At 69.2% G+C, this 18,606-nt stretch carries 22 protein-coding genes; 15 read left to right on the forward strand and 7 right to left on the reverse strand.

From position 1 onward, the window contains the following. On the reverse strand, window positions 1-680 hold a 680-nt coding region (locus tag MVA01S_RS09965), incomplete at its 3' end, for a DUF222 domain-containing protein (RefSeq protein WP_159426307.1). Window positions 681-864: 184 nt separating this feature from the next. Here MVA01S_RS09965 and MVA01S_RS09970 point away from each other — a divergent pair. The 10 genes from MVA01S_RS09970 to MVA01S_RS10015 all read left to right on the forward strand — a co-directional run bounded on the left by MVA01S_RS09970 (window position 865) and on the right by MVA01S_RS10015 (window position 10,698). Then, a complete protein-coding gene (locus MVA01S_RS09970) occupies window positions 865-1,371 on the forward strand; it encodes a pyridoxamine 5'-phosphate oxidase family protein (protein ID WP_003931171.1) in 507 nt (168 codons plus the stop codon). Further along, window positions 1,361-1,783, forward strand: coding sequence for a hypothetical protein (locus MVA01S_RS09975; protein ID WP_003931170.1), 423 nt, complete (start codon window positions 1,361-1,363; stop codon window positions 1,781-1,783). The genes MVA01S_RS09970 and MVA01S_RS09975 overlap by 11 nt, the downstream gene beginning before the upstream one ends. Further along, window positions 1,783-3,012 carry a sensor histidine kinase gene (locus MVA01S_RS09980; RefSeq protein WP_003931169.1) on the forward strand — a complete coding sequence of 410 codons (1,230 nt, stop codon included), beginning with the start codon at window positions 1,783-1,785 and terminating at the stop codon, window positions 3,010-3,012. The genes MVA01S_RS09975 and MVA01S_RS09980 overlap by 1 nt, the downstream gene beginning before the upstream one ends. Window positions 3,013-3,015: 3 nt before the next feature. After that, window positions 3,016-3,822, forward strand: a complete 807-nt coding sequence (locus MVA01S_RS09985) for a LytR/AlgR family response regulator transcription factor (RefSeq protein WP_003931168.1) — start codon at window positions 3,016-3,018, stop codon at window positions 3,820-3,822. Continuing rightward, entirely contained in the window at window positions 3,812-4,186 is a 375-nt protein-coding gene (locus MVA01S_RS09990) for a DUF485 domain-containing protein (protein ID WP_003931167.1), read from the forward strand. Before MVA01S_RS09985 ends, MVA01S_RS09990 begins: the two co-directional genes overlap by 11 nt. Beyond that, window positions 4,183-5,925: a sodium/solute symporter gene (locus MVA01S_RS09995; RefSeq protein ID WP_003931166.1), complete on the forward strand. Its 1,743-nt coding sequence runs from the start codon at window positions 4,183-4,185 to the stop codon at window positions 5,923-5,925. Before MVA01S_RS09990 ends, MVA01S_RS09995 begins: the two co-directional genes overlap by 4 nt. 150 nt (window positions 5,926-6,075) lie before the next feature. Further along, window positions 6,076-6,426, forward strand: a complete 351-nt coding sequence (locus tag MVA01S_RS10000; protein WP_003931165.1) for a DUF485 domain-containing protein — start codon at window positions 6,076-6,078, stop codon at window positions 6,424-6,426. Beyond that, on the forward strand, window positions 6,423-8,066 hold the full coding sequence (locus MVA01S_RS10005) for a monocarboxylic acid transporter (RefSeq protein WP_003931164.1): 1,644 nt from the start codon (window positions 6,423-6,425) through the stop codon (window positions 8,064-8,066). The genes MVA01S_RS10000 and MVA01S_RS10005 overlap by 4 nt, the downstream gene beginning before the upstream one ends. A gap of 105 nt (window positions 8,067-8,171) precedes the next feature. Continuing rightward, window positions 8,172-9,371 (forward strand): MFS transporter, encoded by a 1,200-nt coding sequence (locus MVA01S_RS10010; protein WP_003931163.1) that lies wholly within the window; start codon window positions 8,172-8,174, stop codon window positions 9,369-9,371. 34 nt (window positions 9,372-9,405) lie between these two features. Further along, window positions 9,406-10,698 carry an acyltransferase family protein gene (locus tag MVA01S_RS10015; RefSeq protein ID WP_003931162.1) on the forward strand — a complete coding sequence of 431 codons (1,293 nt, stop codon included), beginning with the start codon at window positions 9,406-9,408 and terminating at the stop codon, window positions 10,696-10,698. Window positions 10,699-10,733: 35 nt separating this feature from the next. Here MVA01S_RS10015 and MVA01S_RS10020 read toward each other — a convergent pair whose 3' ends face one another. Continuing rightward, window positions 10,734-10,919: a DUF5302 domain-containing protein gene (locus MVA01S_RS10020; RefSeq protein ID WP_003931161.1), complete on the reverse strand. Its 186-nt coding sequence runs from the start codon at window positions 10,917-10,919 to the stop codon at window positions 10,734-10,736. A gap of 43 nt (window positions 10,920-10,962) precedes the next feature. After that, window positions 10,963-11,406 (reverse strand): PPOX class F420-dependent oxidoreductase, encoded by a 444-nt coding sequence (locus tag MVA01S_RS10025; protein ID WP_060941586.1) that lies wholly within the window; start codon window positions 11,404-11,406, stop codon window positions 10,963-10,965. Window positions 11,407-11,479: 73 nt separating this feature from the next. Here MVA01S_RS10025 and MVA01S_RS10030 point away from each other — a divergent pair, with 73 nt between their 5' ends. Further along, complete coding sequence (locus MVA01S_RS10030) at window positions 11,480-12,004, forward strand: DUF1697 domain-containing protein (RefSeq protein ID WP_003931159.1); 525 nt, start codon at window positions 11,480-11,482, stop codon at window positions 12,002-12,004. Window positions 12,005-12,026: 22 nt separating this feature from the next. Further along, window positions 12,027-12,875, forward strand: a complete 849-nt coding sequence (locus MVA01S_RS10035; RefSeq protein ID WP_003931158.1) for a class I SAM-dependent methyltransferase — start codon at window positions 12,027-12,029, stop codon at window positions 12,873-12,875. 27 nt (window positions 12,876-12,902) lie between these two features. Here the strand turns inward: MVA01S_RS10035 and MVA01S_RS10040 are convergent, their stop codons facing one another. Then, the gene (locus MVA01S_RS10040) at window positions 12,903-13,268 is read right to left on the reverse strand and encodes an Rv1152 family transcriptional regulator (RefSeq protein ID WP_003931157.1); all 366 of its coding nucleotides are present in this window, start codon (window positions 13,266-13,268) and stop codon (window positions 12,903-12,905) included. 36 nt (window positions 13,269-13,304) lie between these two features. On the opposite strand from MVA01S_RS10040, the gene MVA01S_RS10045 reads away from it, so the two are divergent. Then, the gene (locus tag MVA01S_RS10045) at window positions 13,305-14,021 is read left to right on the forward strand and encodes an NAD-dependent deacylase (RefSeq protein ID WP_003931156.1); all 717 of its coding nucleotides are present in this window, start codon (window positions 13,305-13,307) and stop codon (window positions 14,019-14,021) included. On the opposite strand, the gene MVA01S_RS10050 is transcribed toward MVA01S_RS10045, so the two are convergent. Genes MVA01S_RS10050 through MVA01S_RS10060 form a run of 3 tightly spaced genes read right to left on the reverse strand, consistent with a single transcriptional unit; the run spans window position 14,018 to window position 17,637 of the window. Beyond that, on the reverse strand, window positions 14,018-14,647 hold the full coding sequence (locus MVA01S_RS10050) for a class I SAM-dependent methyltransferase (RefSeq protein WP_003931155.1): 630 nt from the start codon (window positions 14,645-14,647) through the stop codon (window positions 14,018-14,020). The two genes, MVA01S_RS10045 and MVA01S_RS10050, sit on opposite strands and share 4 nt — an antisense overlap. Beyond that, window positions 14,628-15,332, reverse strand: coding sequence for a TetR/AcrR family transcriptional regulator (locus MVA01S_RS10055; RefSeq protein WP_003931154.1), 705 nt, complete (start codon window positions 15,330-15,332; stop codon window positions 14,628-14,630). Before MVA01S_RS10055 ends, MVA01S_RS10050 begins: the two co-directional genes overlap by 20 nt. Beyond that, on the reverse strand, window positions 15,325-17,637 hold the full coding sequence (locus MVA01S_RS10060; RefSeq protein ID WP_040541534.1) for an MMPL family transporter: 2,313 nt from the start codon (window positions 17,635-17,637) through the stop codon (window positions 15,325-15,327). Before MVA01S_RS10060 ends, MVA01S_RS10055 begins: the two co-directional genes overlap by 8 nt. Before the next feature lie 164 nt (window positions 17,638-17,801). Here MVA01S_RS10060 and MVA01S_RS10065 point away from each other — a divergent pair, with 164 nt between their 5' ends. Together MVA01S_RS10065 and MVA01S_RS31945 are read left to right on the forward strand one after the other, a co-directional pair. Continuing rightward, on the forward strand, window positions 17,802-18,341 hold the full coding sequence (locus MVA01S_RS10065) for a DoxX family protein (RefSeq protein WP_003931152.1): 540 nt from the start codon (window positions 17,802-17,804) through the stop codon (window positions 18,339-18,341). Between the two features lie 106 nt (window positions 18,342-18,447). Then, a complete protein-coding gene (locus MVA01S_RS31945) occupies window positions 18,448-18,579 on the forward strand; it encodes a hypothetical protein (protein ID WP_003931151.1) in 132 nt (43 codons plus the stop codon). Window positions 18,580-18,606 lie beyond the last annotated feature (27 nt).

Raw genomic sequence — 18,606 nt, forward strand, 5'->3', positions numbered from 1 at the left:
TCCTCGGGGCGGTCGGGGTGGTCGGGGTGGTCGGGGTGGTCGCGTTGCCATTGGGCGATCAACCCGTCCTGGTGGGACTGCAGCGCCGCGTCGAAGATCGCCGCTTCGAGGGCCGGCAGCCGGATCTGCCAGCAGGTGAACTCCCCCTCCACCCGCTTGGAAATCGAGGGCTGCGGCACCGACTCAGCCACCGGTTCAGCATCATCATCCAGTTCAGCGTCGGGATCAGGTTCGGGCAAAGGTTCGGGTTCAGGGCGAGGTTCCTGCTTGATCGCGGTGCGCAACTGGGCGACCGTGGAATGCGAAGCCAGCTCCGCGTAATGGGCATCTGAACCCGCACCGGCTTTCTCGGCGATCGCCCCGACCTGATCCAACGACAACCGGCCCTCGCGCAGATCCCCGGCGCAGCGCGGGAACTCGTCCAACCGGCGCGCGACTGCCACGATCGTCTCGGCATTACGGATCGAGGTGCCCAGTTTCCAGGCGATCAGCCCTTCCATCGACTTCACCCCGGTAAACCCCCACAACCGGGCAGCATCGATCTCCGCGGCGATCTCAGCGATCCGCCCGTCGATGGCGTTGCGTTGTCCCGCCAACTCCGACAGTTCGGCGAAGTAACACTCAAGACGCTCCGACTGACCCACCACCTCGTCGGTGTCAGAGGAAGTCGTCGAGGACATGACCCCATTCTGACAGCCCCCACCGACAAAAAACCGTTCCGCACAACGTAATTGCGTACTTCGCGCACGATGGCAGCCGAAAAATCCGCGAGATCCGCACCACGGTCGTCAATCCGGGCTGCACCAAAACCTTTGATGCAAAATCGGCACCCGCCGGGCCACCGTCGGGACGTAAGCTCACGCTGTGACGTCGCCCGCCGTCGAGATCATCGACAAATACTTCACCTGCGAGTTCACCACGATCGCGCGCGACGGAACGCCGCAGACGTGGCCGGTCAGTCCGCGGTTGCTCGCTGACGGCAGGCTGCTGGTGACCACGAGCATCGGGCTGCCGCAGAAGGCCTACAACATCAGGCGCAACCCGAAGGTGAGCATGCTGTTCTCCGAGCCGACAGGCAGCGGGGTGTCTCCGCCAGGCGCCGTGCTGATCCAGGGCGACGCGACCGCCGAGGACCGCATCGTCACCGACATCGCGTCGGAGCCGGAGCTGGCGGAGCTGGCACGGACGGTGTCTGCGCGCCAGCCGGCGGCCGCGATGTGGAACACCCGGCTCGGGCGCCGGCTCTGGTGGTCCTATCACCTGCGCCTGCTGATCTACGTGACGCCGCGCCGCGTCCTGTACTGGCCGACCCGCGACTTCACCAGCGCGCCTAAGGAACTCGACGGCAGCGAGGTGCGCCGTGTGGGCTGAAGCGGCCAAGCGGCTCCGTAGATTCGACGAGGCGGTGCTGACCGCGTTCGACGGGCACGGCTACCCGGTCAGCGTGCGCGTGCCCACCGACGCCTATGACCCGGCGACCGGCGAACTGCCCGCGGCGCTGCCCGCCGACCTCGGCGCTGTCGAGGGACCGGCAAATCTGCTGTGCCACTTTCACAACGAGAAGCTGTGGCGCCTCGACAGCGCACAGATCATCGGCCGACTGGAGCACCGCGGCCGGCACTGGGCCTTCGTCAGTCAGACCTACACGCCCCGGTCGCGCTGGTATCTGCTGTCCTTCCTGCGGAACAACAGCCGCGCGGCACAGCGCTACCTCGACAGGCGGGGGCTCGACCGCCCGACCGTGAATTGGGCTGCCGTGCAGGATATTCGGCGAGGACGTTGATGTCCGGCGAGCTTGCCATCGCACTGACCGCCGCGCTGATCCTGCTCGCGGTCGCCGCGGTGGTGCTCGCCGTGCGGACCCGCCGGGTGGTCGCGACGCCCACCGAACGGGCGGTACACACCGCGCTGCACACCGCCTCGCTGGCGGCCCGGGCGTTGCGCCGCGGCCTCGACACCGACTCCGCCGAGACCGCGGCGCCGTTTCTGCGCGGCCTCACCGGCACCGACGGGCTCGCCCTGTTCGACGGCGACGGCGGCCTGCTCGCCGAGGACGCCTGGGACGACGCGCTGTGGGAGCACGACGTCCGGGAGGCGTGCGTCGGTGCGGCGCGTCAGTCCGTGGCCGGCGGGCGGCGGGTGATGACGCACGCGCGGACCGCCGCCGTGGTGGCCCAGCCGCTGATCGCCGAGTCCGGTGACACGCTCGGCGTGCTCGTCGTGGTCACCACGCGCTCCCCTGGCCCCGGCATGCTCGGCGCCGTCGGCGAGGTGGCCCGCTACGCCGCCAGTCAGGTCGAGCTCGCCGAACTCGACGCGTCCCGCGCCCGGCTCGACCGCGCCGAGGTGCTGGCGTTGCGCGCGCAGATCAGCCCGCACTTCATCTACAACGCGCTGAACACGATCGCGTCGTTCGTGCGCACCGACCCGGACCGGGCCCGCGAGCTGATCCTGGAATTCGCCGACTTCACCCGCTACTCGTTCCGCGCCGCCGGCCAGTTCACCACGCTGGCCGAGGAACTGCGCAACATCGACCGTTACCTAACGTTGGAGCGGGCCCGGTTCGGGACCGCGCTGAAGGTCACCCTGCAGGTCGCCCCGGAGGTCCTCAACGTCGTGGTGCCCTTCCTGGCGCTGCAGCCGCTGGTGGAGAACGCGGTGCGGCACGGGTTCGCCGGCCGGGGCAGCGGGTCCATCGAACTCGTCGCCCGCGACGAGGGCAACGACTGCGTCATCACCGTCGAGGACGACGGGGTCGGCATGGACCCCGACGCGTTGCGTGCCGGTCCGGGCGACGCGCTGGCCGACGGCGCCCGGGCCTCTGAGGGGACGGGCGCCCACGTCGGTCTGACCAATGTCGACCATCGTCTGCGCGCCGCATTCGGCAACGATTACGGTCTGGTGGTCGAGACGGCGATCGGCGCCGGCACGGAGGTGAGCATGCGGGTGCCCAAGTTCCGGTCGGGCGTTCGGGCCAGCGGAGGTGGGTTCGGAGTGGGTCGAAATGAGTAGCACGTGACCAGGACGCTCACCGTGCTCGCCGTCGACGACGAGGCTCCGGCCCTCGACGAACTCGCCTATCTGCTCGGCAGGCATCCGTGCGTCGCGCAGGTCCACCGCGCCGGCGATGCCACCTCGGCGCTGCGGGAGCTCAACGTGCGCACCATCGACGCGGTGTTCCTCGACATCAACATGCCCGGCCTGTCGGGCATCGAACTGGCCGGTGTACTGGCCAATTACGCGCAGCCGCCGGCGATCGTGTTCGTCACCGCGCACGACGACAAGGCAGTCGCCGCCTTCGACGTCGGCGCGGTGGACTATCTGCTCAAACCCATCCGGGAGGGCCGTCTCGACGAGGCGGTCCGCCGCGCGGCTGCCGCCAGGTCCGCGGCTCCGGCGACCGCCCCCAGGGACGAAACCGGCGGCGAGGAACCGGATTCCGGCGTCGTGCCGGCCGAGCTCGGCGGAGTCACCCATCTGGTGCCCCGGGACAGCATCGGCTGGGTCGAAGCCGAGGGCGACTACGCCCGGCTGCACTCGACGTCGGGTTCGCATCTGGTTCGGATCCCGCTCAGCACACTCGAAACCCGCTGGCGCGACCACGGATTCCAGCGTGTGCACCGGTCCTACCTGGTCGCGCTGCGTCTGGTCACCGGGTTGCGCAATGCCGAAGGTGCGGTCCTGGTGCGGTTGCGCGCCAACGGTGCCTCCCCCGCGGTCGAACTGCCCGTGAGCCGACGCCAGGCCCGCGAGCTACGTGACCGCCTGGTGCGCACCCCGATGCGCAGCCTACGACCGACCGGGGGTGCCGATGACCAGTAGTGAACGGCCGCAACGGCGCCGGGTGGTGTTGGCGCACCGGCGGGGTGCCCGCATGGTGCGGACCAGGGTCGAGGTGCAGGAGCAGACGCAGGTCGGCGACGCACTCGTGCGGGGCCTCATGCGCGCCCAGCTGGGCCTGGCGCTGCGGCTGGCTGCTGTCGTGGTGGGTCTGATCGGCGCCATCCCGTTGCTGAATGCGCTGTTTCCCGAGCTCGGCAGCATCACGGTGTTCGGAGTCCGGTTGAACTGGCTCGTACTGGCCGCACTGGTGTACCCGCTGATGTACGGGATCGGCTGGTTCTATGTGCGCCTGGCCGAACAGGCCGAGCGGGATTTCGTCGGCGTCGTCGACTCCGAGCCGTGACCGGTTCCGCACTGACGGCGGCCGCGCTGCTGAGCGCGGCGGTGGCCACCGTGGCGATCGGCGCCTACGGTGTCCGCTTCTCGCGCACCACCTCCGACTTCCTGGTCGCGTCCCGCACCGTCGGGTCGAGGTGGAACGCCGCCGCGATCTCGGGTGAATACCTCTCGGCCGCATCGTTTCTCGGAGTCGCCGGGCTGATCGCCAAGTACGGTGCCGACGCACTGTGGTATCCGGTCGGGTTCACCGCCGGCTACCTCGGGCTGTTGCTGTTCGTCGCTGCTCCGCTGCGCCGGTCGGGGGCCTACACGGTGCCCGACTTCGCCGAGTTCCGGCTGGGCTCGCCACGACTGCGCAAGATGGCGATGCTGGTGGTCGTCGTGATCTGCGTGTTCTACCTGGTTCCGCAGTACCAGGGCGCCGGCCTGGCGCTGAAAACCCTTCTCGGCATTCCGGTCTGGCTCGGGCCGCTCGCGGTCGGCGCGATCGTCATCACCAACGTCGTCGCCGGCGGGATGCGCTCGATCACGTTCGTGCAGGCGTTCCAGTACTGGCTCAAGCTGACGGCGGTCGCCATTCCCGCGCTGGCCCTGGCCGGGCTGTTCCTGACCGACCGGGGCGGCGAGCTCGGCGGCCCGCTGCCGCCGACGGTGCAGCAGGACACCACCGTCGAGATCGAGACCGACGTCGTGGTCCAGGTCGCCGAACCGGGCGGGATCAGCGTGACCGGCACGTTGGACGGCCGACCGGTCCAGGACGTGACGATCGGGCCCGCGGGCGAGCACACGCTCGGCGCGGGCAGCACGCTGTCCCTGTCGGCGGGCGCGGCCACCCCTGTCGTGGCAGGCACCCCCAGCGCGGGCACCGACTGGATCGCCTCGGGCGGCGGGCTCGGCGGTCACCACCCGCTCTACCAGGTGCTCTCGATCATGGTGGCGACGTTCCTGGGCACCATGGGGCTGCCGCACGTGCTGGTCCGCTTCTACACCAATCCCGACGGTCGCGCGGCGCGGCGCACGGCGCTGACGGTGATCGCGCTGCTGTCGCTGTTCTATCTGTTCCCGACGCTGCTCGGCGTGTTCTCCCGGCTGTATGTGCCGCAGCTGCTGATCACCGGAACTGCCGACGCCGCGGTGCTTCTGGCGCCGGAGTCGGCGATCGCCGGGGCAGCCGGCCAGTTGCTGGGCGCGCTGGTGGCCGCCGGTGCGATCGCGGCGTTCCTGGCGACGTCGTCGGGTCTGCTGGTCAGTTTCGCCGGCGCGCTGGCCACCGACGTGCTGGCGGGCCGGGTCCGCGATTTCCGGGCCGCGGCGGTGGTCGGCGGCCTGATCCCGATCCCGTTGGCGCTGGCCGCTTCCGGCGAACTGGAACTGTCCCGCAGTGTCGGGCTGGCCTTCGCCGTCGCGGCGTCGACGCTGTGTCCGCTGCTGGTGCTCGGCATCTGGTGGCGCGGGCTGACCGCGGTCGGGGCGATGTCGGGGCTGGCCGTCGGCGGCCTGTTGTCCGGCGGCGCGGTCACCGTTGCGGTGGCCGGCGGGGTGGACGAGGACGTGCTGGGCGGCTGGCCGGCAGTGCTGGTCGGCTACCCGGCGGCCGTCACGGTGCCGGTGGCGTTCGCGACGATGCTGCTGGTGAGCCGTCTCACCCGCGCAACCGTGCCCGACGATGTCGCGCAGACGTTCGCGCGGATGCACGTCCCGGAGCATCTGGGCATGGGGGTCGAGCGGATGCCGAACCGGTGACCGTCGCCGCCGTTCGTCGTCGCTGATCGACCGTTCACCGCAGCCTGTCCCGGGCTTGTCGTGTCGGCGCCCGCAGCTCTGGGTATGTGACCCACATCTCAACTACGTTCCTCCCAGAGCCGGTTCACAGCAGTCAGGAGTGAGATCAAGGTGTCCGAAACAGACCTTCCGATTCGCCCGGAAGCCATCAGCGGCGAACGCTATCTGGAAGTACAGGCCAGCCCCGAGTTTCAGGAACTGCGGAGTAGGTTGCGCCGCTTCGTGTTCCCGATGACGGCGGTATTCCTGATCTGGTATGCCACCTACGTCCTGCTGGGCGCGTTCGCCCACGATTTCATGGCCACTCGGGTGTGGGGTGACATCAATGTCGGTCTGATCATCGGCCTGGGCCAGTTCCTGTCGACGTTCCTGATCACCGGCCTCTATGTGCGCTTCGCCAACCGCGAACTCGATCCGCGGGCCGAGGCGATCCGCACCCAACTGGAGAGTGAGATCAAATGACCACCCTCGTGGCGCAGTCCGAGACGGTGGGAAACCCACTGGCCAACATCGGCATCTTCAGCCTGTTCGTGATCGTGACCATGGTCGTGGTGATCCGGGCCAGCAAGCGCAACGCCACCGCCGACGAGTTCTTCACCGGCGGCCGCGGCTTCTCCGGCCCGCAGAACGGCATCGCGATCGCCGGTGACTACCTGTCGGCCGCGAGCTTCCTCGGTATCGCCGGCGCGATCGCCGTCTACGGCTACGACGGCTTCCTGTACTCGATCGGCTTCCTGGTGGCGTGGCTGGTCGCGCTGCTGCTGGTGGCCGAATTGCTGCGCAACACAGGCAGATTCACCATGGCGGACGTGCTGAGCTTCCGGCTCAAGCAGCGTCCGGTCCGGTTGGCCGCAGCTACCAACACGCTGACGGTGTCGCTGTTCTACCTGCTGGCCCAGATGGCCGGCGCCGGTGGCCTGGTCGCACTGCTGCTCGACATCAACAGCCGCGCAGGACAGTCGGTCGTGATCGCCGTGGTCGGCGTGCTGATGATCGTCTACGTCCTCGTCGGCGGCATGAAGGGCACCACCTGGGTGCAGATCATCAAGGCCGTGCTGCTGATCGCCGGCGCCGGCATCATGACGGTGATGGTGCTCGCGAAGTTCGGGCTGAACTTCTCCGAGATCCTCGGCTCGGCCCAGTCGGCCATCAGCGGCGCGACCACCGCCGGCGTCGCCGACCGTGACGTGCTGGCCCCCGGCGCGCAGTACGGCGGTTCGCTGACCTCGCAGATCAACTTCATCTCGCTGGCGCTGGCGCTGGTGCTGGGCACCGCAGGCCTGCCGCACGTGCTGATGCGCTTTTACACGGTGCCGACCGCCAAAGAGGCACGACGGTCCGTCGTGTGGGCGATCGCGCTGATCGGCGCGTTCTACCTGTTCACCCTGGTGCTGGGCTACGGTGCCGCGGCACTGGTCGGACCGGACCGCATCCTCGGCGCGGCGGGCGGAGTGAACTCGGCGGCCCCGCTGCTGGCCTTCGAACTCGGCGGGGTGATCCTGCTCGGCGTCATCTCCGCGGTCGCGTTCGCGACGATCCTGGCGGTCGTGGCCGGACTGACGATCACCGCGTCGGCATCGTTCGCCCACGACATCTACGCCAACGTGCTGCGTGGTGGTCCGGGCAAGAAGCCGGTCACCGAGGCCGAGCAGGTGCGGGTCTCGCGGATCACCGCCGTGGTGCTGGGCCTCCTGGGGATCGGGCTGGGCATCCTCGCCAACGGCCAGAACATCGCGTTCCTGGTGGCGCTCGCGTTCGCGGTGGCCGCGGCGGCGAACCTGCCGACGATCATCTACTCGCTGTACTGGCGGCGGTTCAACACCCGCGGCGCGCTGTGGAGCATGTACGGCGGCCTGATCTCGACGATCGTGCTGATCGTGTTCTCCCCGGCGGTGTCGGGGTCGAAGACCGCGATGATCCCGGGGGCGGACTTCGCCTGGTTCCCGCTGGCCAACCCGGGCATCGTGTCGATCCCGCTGGCGTTCATCCTGGGCATCGTCGGCACCCTGACCTCGCCGGACAACGAGGATCCGAAGGTCGCCGCCGAGATGGAGGTCCGCTCGCTGACCGGCATCGGCGCCGAGAAAGCCGTCTCGCACTAAACCCCTTTCCGCCGAAATCGCATTCCAGTCGGTACCAGTCGAGAAGACGCCGACTGGAATGCGATTTCGGCGGTAGGCGTTTACCGAGCAGTGCCCAGCCGCGAGATGTCCGCATCTGCCACGCCCACCCGCCGCCGCGACTTCGCGCTGCTGACCTACGTGTTGGCGGCGATCATGCTGGGCGCCACGCTGCCGACACCGATGTACGACCTCTACGGGCAGCAACTGCACTTCTCGGTGCTGACCACCACCGTCATCTTCGCCGTCTACGCGGGCGGGGTGCTCGGGGCGCTGCTGCTGTTCGGCCGCTGGTCGGATGTCGTCGGCCGCAGACCGATGCTGCTGGCCGCCGCACTGCTGGCAATCGGCAGCTCGGTCGTGTTCCTGGCCGCCGATTCGGTCACGGCGCTGCTGGTCGGGCGGGTGCTGTCGGGTCTGTCCGTCGGCATCGCCACGGGCACGGCGACCGCCGCGATCCTGGAATCGGCACCACCGCGGTGGCGCACCCGGGCCGCCGCCGTCGCGACGCTGGCCAACCTGGGCGCCCTGGGCCTCGGTCCGATGGTCGCGGGCGCGCTGATCCAGTTCGCACCCGCGCCGTTGCACACCGCATTCGTCGTACACATCGTGCTGATGACGATCGCGGTGCCGGCCATCGCGATGACGGGCGAGACCGCCGAACGGGGCGGCCGTCTGAGCATCCAGCGGCTCTCTCTGCCGCCGCAGACGCGCTCGGTGTTCGCGGTGGCCGCGACCGCGGCATTCGCCGGCTTCGCGGTGAACGCCATGTTCACCTCCGTCGCCCCGACGTTCGTGACAACGTTGATGGGTGTGCAGAGCCACGCCGTGGCCGGTGTGGTGGCGGGTCTGACGGTGTTGACCGCGGGCGTGGTGCAGCCGGCAGCGGTGCGGGTCGCCCCGTCGCGCGCGATCGCGATCGGCAGCGCCGTGCTGATCGTGGCGATGGTGATGTTGCTTGCGGCAGTGAAGTTCTCGTCGCTGTGGGGACTGGTCGTCGCCGCGATCGTGGCGGGCATGGGGCAGGGGCTCAGTTTCGGCCGCGGGCTGGCGGCGGTGGCGGAGCGGACGCCGCCGGACCGGCGGGCGGAAGTCAGTTCGTCCTACTTCCTGGTCGCCTACATCGCGCTGTCGCTGCCGATCGTCGCGATGGGGGCCGCCGCGCGCTCCTGGGGTCTGCAGGCCGCGGGCGAGGTGTTCGCGATCGTGATCGGAGTCCTCGCGCTGATCTGCTTCGTGGCGATCGTGATCCAGGAGCGCCGCGACCGGTCGGGTAGTTCTACCTAAGCGGCGTCGATCCGCCGGACCCTACCGTGGGTTCATGAACACCTCGGCGTTCCCCACGCCTGCCGACGTCGCGGCACACACTCCGCCCGACCGGGACCGGGCCATCGACGTCATCCGCATCGCCGCACTGATCGCCGTCGTGGCCGGGCACACGGTGATGGCCACCAGCACGATCCGCGACGAGGTCTTCATCTGGGGCAACCTGCTCGCCGAGGTGCCCGTGTTCCAGGCGCTGACGTGGGTGTTCCAGGTCATGCCGCTGTTCTTCTTCGCCGGCGTCGCAGCGTCGGTCGGGTCGTGGCGGCCCGGTGCCGGTTGGGGCAACTGGTTGCTGCGCCGGTGCACCCGGCTGTACCGGCCGGTGTTCTACTACCTGGCGTTCTGGGCCGTGGCACTGGTGATCCTGCGCTCGCTTCTGCCGATCCACGTCTACGAACCCGTGGCCGGGATCTCCACCCAGCTGCTGTGGTTTCTCGGCGCGTACGTCCTGGTGCTCGCCGTGGTCCCGGTGCTGGCCCGGGTGACGACGGCGGGCAGGTTCGTCGTCGCCGTGCTGGCCACCTATGCCGCTGTCGCGGCGGTCGACGTGCTCAGGCTCGCCACTGATGTCCCCGCGCTGCTCGGCTACCTGAACCTGGCGGCGTGGCTGATCCCCGGCATGTTCGGCGTGGCGTACCGGCGGGGCCTGCTGTCGGTGCCTGCGGCCCTGGCGACCGGCTCCGCCATGTTCGCCGTCAACGTGGCGCTGGTGGCGTTCGGCCCGTACGAGCTGAGCCTGGTCGGCATCGAGACCCAGGAGCTCAAGAACATGGCGCCGCCGTCGCTGCTGATGGCCGGACACGCAATCATGGTGTGCGCGTGGGCGATCGCCGCGGCACCACTGATCACCCGATGGGCCCGGAGGCCGCGGGTGTGGTACCTGACCGTCCTCGGCAACAGCGGCGCGATGACGCTCTACCTGTGGCACATTCCGCTGCTGCTGGGCATGCACCTGGTGTTCGACTACCTCGGTCACCCGCGGTTCGATCCGGCAGCCCCTGGCTTCGTCGCGTTGTCGGTGGTGCAGATGCTGCTGATGGCGGTCTTGGTCGGCACCGCGTTCCGGGTGTTGCGGCCGCTGGAGAACGATCCGCTCCCGTTCTGGGACGGGGGTTTCGTCTCCGGGCCGGGTCTGCGTAGTGCGGCGGTGGGGACGCTACTGTGTGTCGCCGGTGCCGCGACGCTGGCCTCGGTCGGGTGGGGGCTCAAGGATCAGGGTCTGTACCTGACGGCGGTGATGCTGGCGGCGTTGGCCGGGGCGCGTGCGCTCGCCACCGACAAGCCCTGACACGCGTGCGCCGCGGTCAGGGCCCGAGGCGAGGGTCAGCCGCTCTTGCGGCGGAACTCGCGACGGTTCTCCAGCGGGCCGTGGGCCCCGCGCGACTGCTTGGCTCCGGCGTCGCGGTGGGCGGAGCCACCGACGGCCTTGGCATTCTTGCGCTCGAGCGCTTCTTTGAACCTGCGCTTCTGATCGTCCTCGCCGGCTTCGACGGGCTCATGGGATGCCATGACGGCAGCCTAGTCCTATTGCGAGGGCCCTCGCGCCCGGCGCTCAGCGCTTGCCCGGCGGCATGCCGTAGACATGCGAGATCGGCAGCTTCATCAGCACCCGGCGGTCGTCGACCATGGCCCGCCGGTAGTCGTCCCAGTCCGGATGCTCACCGGCGATGTTGCGGTACAGCTCGATCAGGCCCTCGACGGTGTCGTCACCGGGGTCGGCGGCCGGCGGGGTGAGCACCGCGTCGCCCTCGGCGACCGCATACGTCCACCCGTCGTCGGAGCTGACGTGGATCGCCGCGCGGGGATCCCGGCGCAGGTTGCGGGTCTTGGCCCGCGGTTCGGTGATCGACACCGAGATCGTCAGCGTGCGCGGGTCGAAGTGGTAGGACACGTTCGACAGCTGGGGCCTGCCGTCGCGTTTGACGGTGGCAAGCACGCCCAGCGTGTTTCCGCCGATCAGCGCCAGGAGCTTGTCGTCGAAAACGTCGCGGCTCATGTAGACGAGCGTACGACCTCGACACGTCTGGAATCATCGTGCACGTGGACCGATTCTCACCGGGACGCAGGCCGTGACGCGGTATGCGGCGTTCCTGCGCGGGGTCAACGTCGGCGGGGTGAACCTGAAGATGGCCGCCGTCGCGCAGACGCTGCAGGCGGCCGGGTTCACCGACGTGACGACGGTCCTGGCCAGCGGCAACGTGCTGCTGAGCACCCGCGCCGGCGCCGCCGCGGTGCGGCAGCGGGCCGAGCGGGCGTTGCGCGACGAGTTCGGCTACGACGCGTGGGTGCTCGTGTACGACCTGGACACCGTCGCCGCGGTCTCGGCCGGGTTCCCGTTCGAGCGGGAGGTGCCCGGGCACCACTCCTACGTCACGTTCGTCACCGACGACGACGTGTTCGGTGAGCTGTCCGAGCTGGCACGGCAGCCCGCCCCCGACGAATCGATCCAGCCGGGCGACGGCGTCGTGTACTGGCAGGTTCCGCGGGCCGCCTCCGTCACCAGCGCGATGGGCAAGACGATGGGCGCCAAGCGGTACCGGTCCTCGACGACTACGCGCAACCTGCGCACCATCGACAAGGTCCTGCGCAGCTGACGCGGGGCGGAACAGGAGAGTCATGGAACCCGGCGAGAAGCCCAACGGCAAACACGACGCCGCCGATGTCACCGGCGTCTCCGAGACCGCGCTGCTGACGCTACTGGTCCGCGCGACCGAGGCCAGGCGCCCCGACGCACTGCTCAAGGATCCGATGGCGATCCACCTGGTGGACTCCATCGACTTCGACTTCGGCAAGTTCGGCTATGTGCGGCGCCAGGATATGTCGTTGCGCTCCTTGGCATTCGACAAACAGACCGCCCGCTACCTGCACGACCACCCGAAGGCCACGGTGGTGGCGCTGGCAGAAGGTCTGCAGACCAGCTTCTACCGGCTCGAGGCGCAACCCGGCATCGGCCACGACTTCCGGTGGCTGACCGTCGACCTGCCGCCGATGATCGAGCTGCGCCGCAAACTCCTTCCGGCATCCGACCGGGTACGCATGCTCGCGCAGTCCGCGCTCGATTTCAGCTGGATGGATCAGGTCGACTCCAGCGAGGGCGTGTTCATCACCGCCGAGGGGCTGCTGATGTATCTGCAACCCGAGGAGTCGATGGCTCTGATCACCGAGTGCGCGGCCCGGTTCCCGGGCGGACGGATGTTGTTCGACCTGCCGCCGGCGGGCTTCGCCCCGCTGGTCCGCCGCGGCATGCGCGCGTCTCGCCGCTACAAGGTGCCGCCGATGCCGTTCACGATGTCGGTCGCCCAGGCGGCCGACCTGGTCAACACCGTGCCCGGGGTACGTGCGGTCCACGACGTGCCGGCCGAACACGCGCGCGGACGGGTGCTCAACGCGCTGTTGTGGACCGCGCAGCGGGTGCCGCTGCTCGATCCGTTCCGGCCGATGTTCACGCTGCTCGAGTTCGGCTGACCGGCCGCGCCGGGCGGATCGCCCGGTTCAGCCGAAGGCCGTCTCGATGTATCTGAGCGCCTCCCCCTTGTCGACCCCGAGCGCGCGTGCCGCGGACACGTAGGTGTGCGCCGCGGTCGCCATCGCCGCGTCAGCCGGGTCCGAACGCGCGACGAAGGTGCCGAAGCGTCCCCTCGTCTCCAGAATCCCCGCCGCTTCCAACTCCCGGTACGCCCGCGCCACGGTGTTCACTGCCAGGTTGATCTGACCCGCCAGTTCGCGGACTGTCGGAAGCCGGGTGCCGGGTGTGAGCCTGCCCTCCCGGATGCCCCCGATGATCTGCGTTCTGAGCTGGTCGAACAGCGGCCTGGCGGCGTGCGGATCGACGCGTACCCAATCCCCCAACTCGGCCACGTGCCCAGTATCACCCACAGCCGCTAATTTGGGGGTGTGCAGGTGACGGTATTCAGCGGTGCGGGGATCTCCGCCGAGAGCGGTGTCCCGACGTTCCGTGACGTCGAGACCGGCTTGTGGGCCAAGGTCGACCCGTACGAGATCTCCAGCGCCGAGGGCTGGCGGGCCCATCCGGACCGGGTGTGGGCGTGGTACCTGTGGCGCCACCACATGATGAGCGCCGTGGCGCCGAACAACGCCCACCGGGCGGTCGCGGCCTGGCAGGACTACGCCGACGTGCACGTGGTCACCCAGAACGTCGACAACCTGCACGAACGCGCGGGCAGCACCCGCGTCCACCATGTGCACGGCAGCCTTTTCGAGTTCCACTGCGACCGGTGCGGGTCCGCCTACACCGGCGAGGTGCCAGAGATGGCCGAACCGGTGGAGTCCGTCGCGCCGCCGACCTGCGCAAAGTGCGGCGGACTGATCCGGCCCAATGTGGTGTGGTTCGGGGAGGCGCTGCCCGACGACGCGTGGGAGATGTCGGTCGCGGCGGTGGTCAACGCCGACCTGGTCGTGGTGGTCGGGACGTCGTCGGTGGTCTACCCGGCGGCCGGATTGCCCGAGCTGGCGGTGGCCAACGGCACGCCCGTCATCGAGGTCAACCCCGAGCCGACCCCGCTGTCGGCCAGCGCCACGGTGACCCTGCGGGAGAAGGCGGCCGCCGCGCTGCCCGGGCTGCTGCAGCGCCTCCCGGCGCTGCTGGGTTAGGGACGGACCGCCACCCCGAGCGCGAACTCGGCTGAGGGCACCGGCAACCATGCCGGGAACGCCCACACCCGGCGGGCGCCGGTGACGCGGAACCCGGCGGCGGTGATGGTCTGCTCGGTGTGCCGGTGGGTGTGACAGTTGCCCAGCAGTCGCGGCCACACGGTGGCGTCGGCGAGGCGCTGCAGCCGGGCCCGGGGCCCGGTCGAGGCGATGTGTTCCAGGTAGCGCAGCTCCCCGCCCGGGCGCAACATGGAGAATAGTTGCGCGACAACGGATTCCGGATCGTCCACGGAGCACAGCACCAGCGAGCACACCACCGCGTCGAACGGTTCGGCGTCGGCGTACTGTTCGACGGTCTCGGTGCCGACGACGATGGGCACCGCGGCGCGGTCAGCGGCCCGCCTCGCGACCGCGGCCAACCGGTGTTCGGGTTCGACGGCCACCACCTCGGTCACCGTGTCGGGATAGAACTCGAAGTTGCTTCCCGTGCCTGCGCCGACCTCCAGCACCCGCCCGGTGAGCCCGGCCAGGTTGTCCTTGCGCATCGTGCGCAGTGTCTCGGGTTCGCGGGCGGACATCGCCGTCCACACCCGCGCGAAGAACGGGTTATCCACGCTGTCGCTCATCCACCGCCTCCTTCAGCCATCCCATGATGTCCTGCGGCGAATCCTCCGGCCGGATCGCTGCGGACACCACATGCCCGCAGCACACCGCCCGCATCAGGTCGTCGGCGAACTGCTCGACGTCGCCCCAGGGCAGATAGGGGCGGGAGATGAGCATCGCGGCGATGCCGTGCACTGCGGTCCACAGTTGCAGGGCCAGGATCGTCGGGTCCCCCGACGGGTAGATCCCCTCGGAGATCAGTGCCTGCACCGTCGCACGCAGGTGTGCGAACGCCGAACTGTTCAGCGCGACATCGACGTCACTGCCCGGACTGCCGGGACCCAGCATCGCGATCCGGTACAGCACAGGCGTTTTCATCGCGAACCGCAGATAGGCGATGCCCTGGGCGCGCAGCACGTCCAGCGCCGAGACCGATGCCCCGGCCACGGCCTGCATCTCTTCGTCGAGCTTCTCGAAGTAGTGGCTGCACACCGCGTTGAGCAGCGCGGTCTTGTCGGCGAAGTGCAGGTAGATCGACGGCGGTGTCACGCCGACCCGTTCGGCCACCGCCCGGATCGACACCGCCTTCTCGTCCCCGCTCTCGAGCAGCAGCTCGGTGGCCGCGTCGAGGATCTCGTCGTGCAGCTGGTCGCCGGCACCGCGCGGTGCGCGGTGTCGACGGCGGCGTGGCGCGCTGGTGTCAGTCATTCCCGTTCCCGGTGGCGACCCGTTCCCCTGGCTTGCGTGCGGCGGGGACGTCGCCGTCCTCGAGCGTCTCACTGAACCCGATCCGTTCGTGCAGTTTCGCCAGCGGTTTCGGCGCCCACCAGTTCCAGCGGCCCAGCACGTGCATGAACGCGGGCACCAGCAGCATGCGCACCAGGGTGGCGTCGGCCAGGATCGCCAGCGTCAGGCCGACGCCGAACATCCGCATGAACGCGACCTTGGCCGCGATCAGCGCGGCGAACGAGATCGACATCACCAGCGCCGCGGCGGTGATGACCCGGCCGGTGCGGGCCAGCCCCAGGGCTACGGCTTCGTCGCTGCGCTGATGGGCGTCAGCGGAACCGCCGTCCGATCCGCCTGACGCCAGCCAGTATTCGCGGATCCGCGAGATCAGGAACACCTCGTAGTCCATCGACAGACCGAAGGCGATGCAGAACAACAGCACCGGCATCGTCGCGACCAGCGTCCCGGTCGGCGTGGTGCCGAGCGCACCGAGATGGCCGTCCTGGAAGATCCACACCAGCGCCCCGAACGCCGCGGCCAGCGACAAGATGTTGAGCACCAACGCTTTCAGCGGCAGCACCACACTGCCGGTGAGCAGGAACAGCAGCACGAACGTGATCACCGCGATCACCGACAGCACCAGGGGCAGCCGTGAGGTGATGGCGTCCGAGCTGTCCCGGTTGATCTGCGCCAGGCCGGTCAACAGCACGTCCTGGCCGTCGGGCGGCGCGACGGCGCGCAGCCCGTCGAGCTGGCGCTCCGATGCGTCGGTGAACAGCGGCGCGGTGCTGGTGACAGTGAGAAACGCGCTGCCGTCGGCGATTCCGGCGGGCGCCGACGGTGGACCCACCGTGACACCGCCGACAAAGGTGCCACCGGGGGCCGACACCGAGGACACGTCCGGGACGCGGGACAGCTCGGCGGCGTAGCCGTGGATGGCGTCGGGCCGCAGCCCTTCGCTGTCCGGCAGCACCACGACGACGTTGGTGGACGAGTCGACGGCGAAGTCGGTGCGCATGTCGTCACCGAGCTGACGCGCCGACGCGCTCTCGGGCAGCACGCGGTCGTCGGGGAATCCCCAGTTGGCGCCGAGGAAGGGCGCACCGAGCAGGAGCAGCAGCGCGACGACGGCGGTGCCGATCGGAATCGAGCGCCGCATCACGAACTTCGTGGACCGGTACCAGAACATCTGCTCGATCGGCTTGGGCGCCGGCTCGGGCCGGCGGAACACCCGCCGGATGAGTCGGCGGACGTCCATCGAGTCGAGTCGGTCGCCGGCCAGCGCGATCGCCGCGGGCGCCACCACGATCGCGGCCACCGCAGCGAAGCCGACGACGGCGATGCCCGCGTACGCGAACGACTTCAGGAAGTACATCGGGAACAGGATCATCGTGACCATCGACAGCGCCACCGTGAGCGCCGAGAACAGCACGGTGCGCCCGGCGGTCATCATGGTGCGCACCAGTGCGGTGTCCCGGTCGTGCCCGCCGGCCAGCTCGTCGCGGTAGCGACTGATGATCAGCAGGGTGTAGTCGATGGCCAGCGCCAGCCCCAGCGCGATGGACAGGTTCAAAGCGAAGATCGAGACGTCGGTGACCAGGGTGACCGCACGCAGCACGGCCATCGATCCGAGGATCGCGAACGCGCCGACGGCCAACGGCAGCGCGGCCGCGAGCAGGCCGCCGAACACCCACACCAGCACGAGGAAGCTCAGCGGTATCGCGATCAGCTCCATCATCAACAGGTCTTTTTCGGTCTGCGCGTTGATCTGCACGTAGGTCATCGCGACCCCGCCGGCGCGGACGGTGATCCCGTCGCGATCGTGGACCAGCTCGTCGGACAGCGCCTTGGCGTGCTTCTGCGCCTCACTCTCCCCGCCGGTGATGCCGGCGACGATCAGACCGGTCTTGCCGTCCCTGCTCAGCAGTGCCGCGGCCGCCGACGGTTCGGCGGTCCATGGTGAGATCACCGACGCCACGTGCGGGGATGCGTCGAGCCGGCGGACCAGGTCGCTGCCGAGGGCACGCGCGGCGGGACTGTCCGCGCCCTGGGCCGAGGCGTCGTCGGTGACGCTGATCAGCAGCTCCATGTCACCCTGGTCGAACTTGTCGACCAGCAGTTCGGTGGCGCGCGCCGACTCCGACGTCGGGTCCTGCATTCCCCCTGCCGACAGGTGTCGCGCCACCGGCGCGCCGAAGATGCCGCAGGCGACCGTGATCAGCAGCGCTGCGACGAGGACTCGGCGCGGCGCGGCGATGGCCAATCGAGCAATGCGATGAAGCAACTGAATTCCCCCTGAAGATCCCCCTGGATATCGGCGCTAAGTTATCAGCGGTAAGTTAGGGCGTCAATGGCGCTCCGCGATGAGTTTCCGGCTTTCGGTCGGTCAGTCCCGTCATGAACGAGAGCCCCACACAGCAGTCCGCCCGCCCGTTAGCATCGGGCGCGATGACCGAGACCCCGATCCGCATCGGATCAACAACCGACGGGATCGACCTGGGCCTGCTGATCCTGCGTCTCGGGATCGGCGCGGCGGTGCTGCAGGCCGGCCTGATCAAGGTCGCCGACTTCTCGATGACCGCGCAGTTCATGGCCGACGCCGACTGGCGCGTACCAACGTTCGCGGCGCTGATGGTCACCGCCACCGAGATCCTGAGCGGCCTCGCGCTGCTGCTCGGCGTGCTCACCCCGCTGGCCGGCTGCGCGGCACTCGGCGCGATGCTGTGCGCCTGGGCGGTGAACGTCTCGGGCGCGGCGTTCTGGTCCGAACCCTTCAACGTGCCGTTCCTACTCGGACTCGGCGCGGCCACCCTGATCTTCACCGGGCCGGGCAGGTACTCCATCGACAGCCGCGTCCTCGGCCGGGTCACCTGGTCGCTGCGGGTCAAGGTGCTGCTGGTGGTGCTCGCGCTCGCGGTGGCCGCGGCGACCTGGGTGGCGCTCTACGGGGTCAACCCGATCCACTTCACCGCGCCGCAGCCACAGTGAGCACTACTCGCCGGTAACCACGGAACCTACCCGGCGGTAAGAATTGCCACAGTTTTCCGATAGCAGGCTCAAAGATTCCTTAGAGCTCGTGGTTACTGTTCAGTACATGTGGATCGACGACACCAACGCTGATGTCATCAAAGTTGATTTCGAGGCTCTCTACCACGGCGATGTCCTGGTAGAAGGGCTTACCTCGGAGCAGCTCGACGACGAGCAGGCCCTGCCCACCGCAGTGTGAAAGAACGCGCGCCCTCCCGGGCGCGCG

The sequence above is a fragment of the Mycolicibacterium vaccae NBRC 14118 = CIP 105934 genome (assembly GCF_001552715.1).
In the GTDB taxonomy this organism is placed as follows: domain Bacteria; phylum Actinomycetota; class Actinomycetes; order Mycobacteriales; family Mycobacteriaceae; genus Mycobacterium; species Mycobacterium vaccae.

What these genes read in the sequence shown, in the direction of transcription:
- MVA01S_RS09980 (WP_003931169.1), top strand. Translation starts at nt 1,783, where the DNA reads ATGTCCGGCGAGCTTGCCATCGCACTGACCGCCGCGCTGATCCTGCTC.
- MVA01S_RS09990 (WP_003931167.1), top strand. Translation starts at nt 3,812, where the DNA reads ATGACCAGTAGTGAACGGCCGCAACGGCGCCGGGTGGTGTTGGCGCAC.
- MVA01S_RS10005 (WP_003931164.1), top strand. Translation starts at nt 6,423, where the DNA reads ATGACCACCCTCGTGGCGCAGTCCGAGACGGTGGGAAACCCACTGGCC.
- MVA01S_RS10010 (WP_003931163.1), top strand. Translation starts at nt 8,172, where the DNA reads ATGTCCGCATCTGCCACGCCCACCCGCCGCCGCGACTTCGCGCTGCTG.
- MVA01S_RS10015 (WP_003931162.1), top strand. Translation starts at nt 9,406, where the DNA reads ATGAACACCTCGGCGTTCCCCACGCCTGCCGACGTCGCGGCACACACT.
- MVA01S_RS10020 (WP_003931161.1), bottom strand. Translation starts at nt 10,919, where the DNA reads ATGGCATCCCATGAGCCCGTCGAAGCCGGCGAGGACGATCAGAAGCGC.
- MVA01S_RS10025 (WP_060941586.1), bottom strand. Translation starts at nt 11,406, where the DNA reads ATGAGCCGCGACGTTTTCGACGACAAGCTCCTGGCGCTGATCGGCGGA.
- MVA01S_RS10035 (WP_003931158.1), top strand. Translation starts at nt 12,027, where the DNA reads ATGGAACCCGGCGAGAAGCCCAACGGCAAACACGACGCCGCCGATGTC.
- MVA01S_RS10050 (WP_003931155.1), bottom strand. Translation starts at nt 14,647, where the DNA reads ATGAGCGACAGCGTGGATAACCCGTTCTTCGCGCGGGTGTGGACGGCG.
- MVA01S_RS10055 (WP_003931154.1), bottom strand. Translation starts at nt 15,332, where the DNA reads ATGACTGACACCAGCGCGCCACGCCGCCGTCGACACCGCGCACCGCGC.
- MVA01S_RS10065 (WP_003931152.1), top strand. Translation starts at nt 17,802, where the DNA reads ATGACCGAGACCCCGATCCGCATCGGATCAACAACCGACGGGATCGAC.
- MVA01S_RS31945 (WP_003931151.1), top strand. Translation starts at nt 18,448, where the DNA reads ATGTGGATCGACGACACCAACGCTGATGTCATCAAAGTTGATTTCGAG.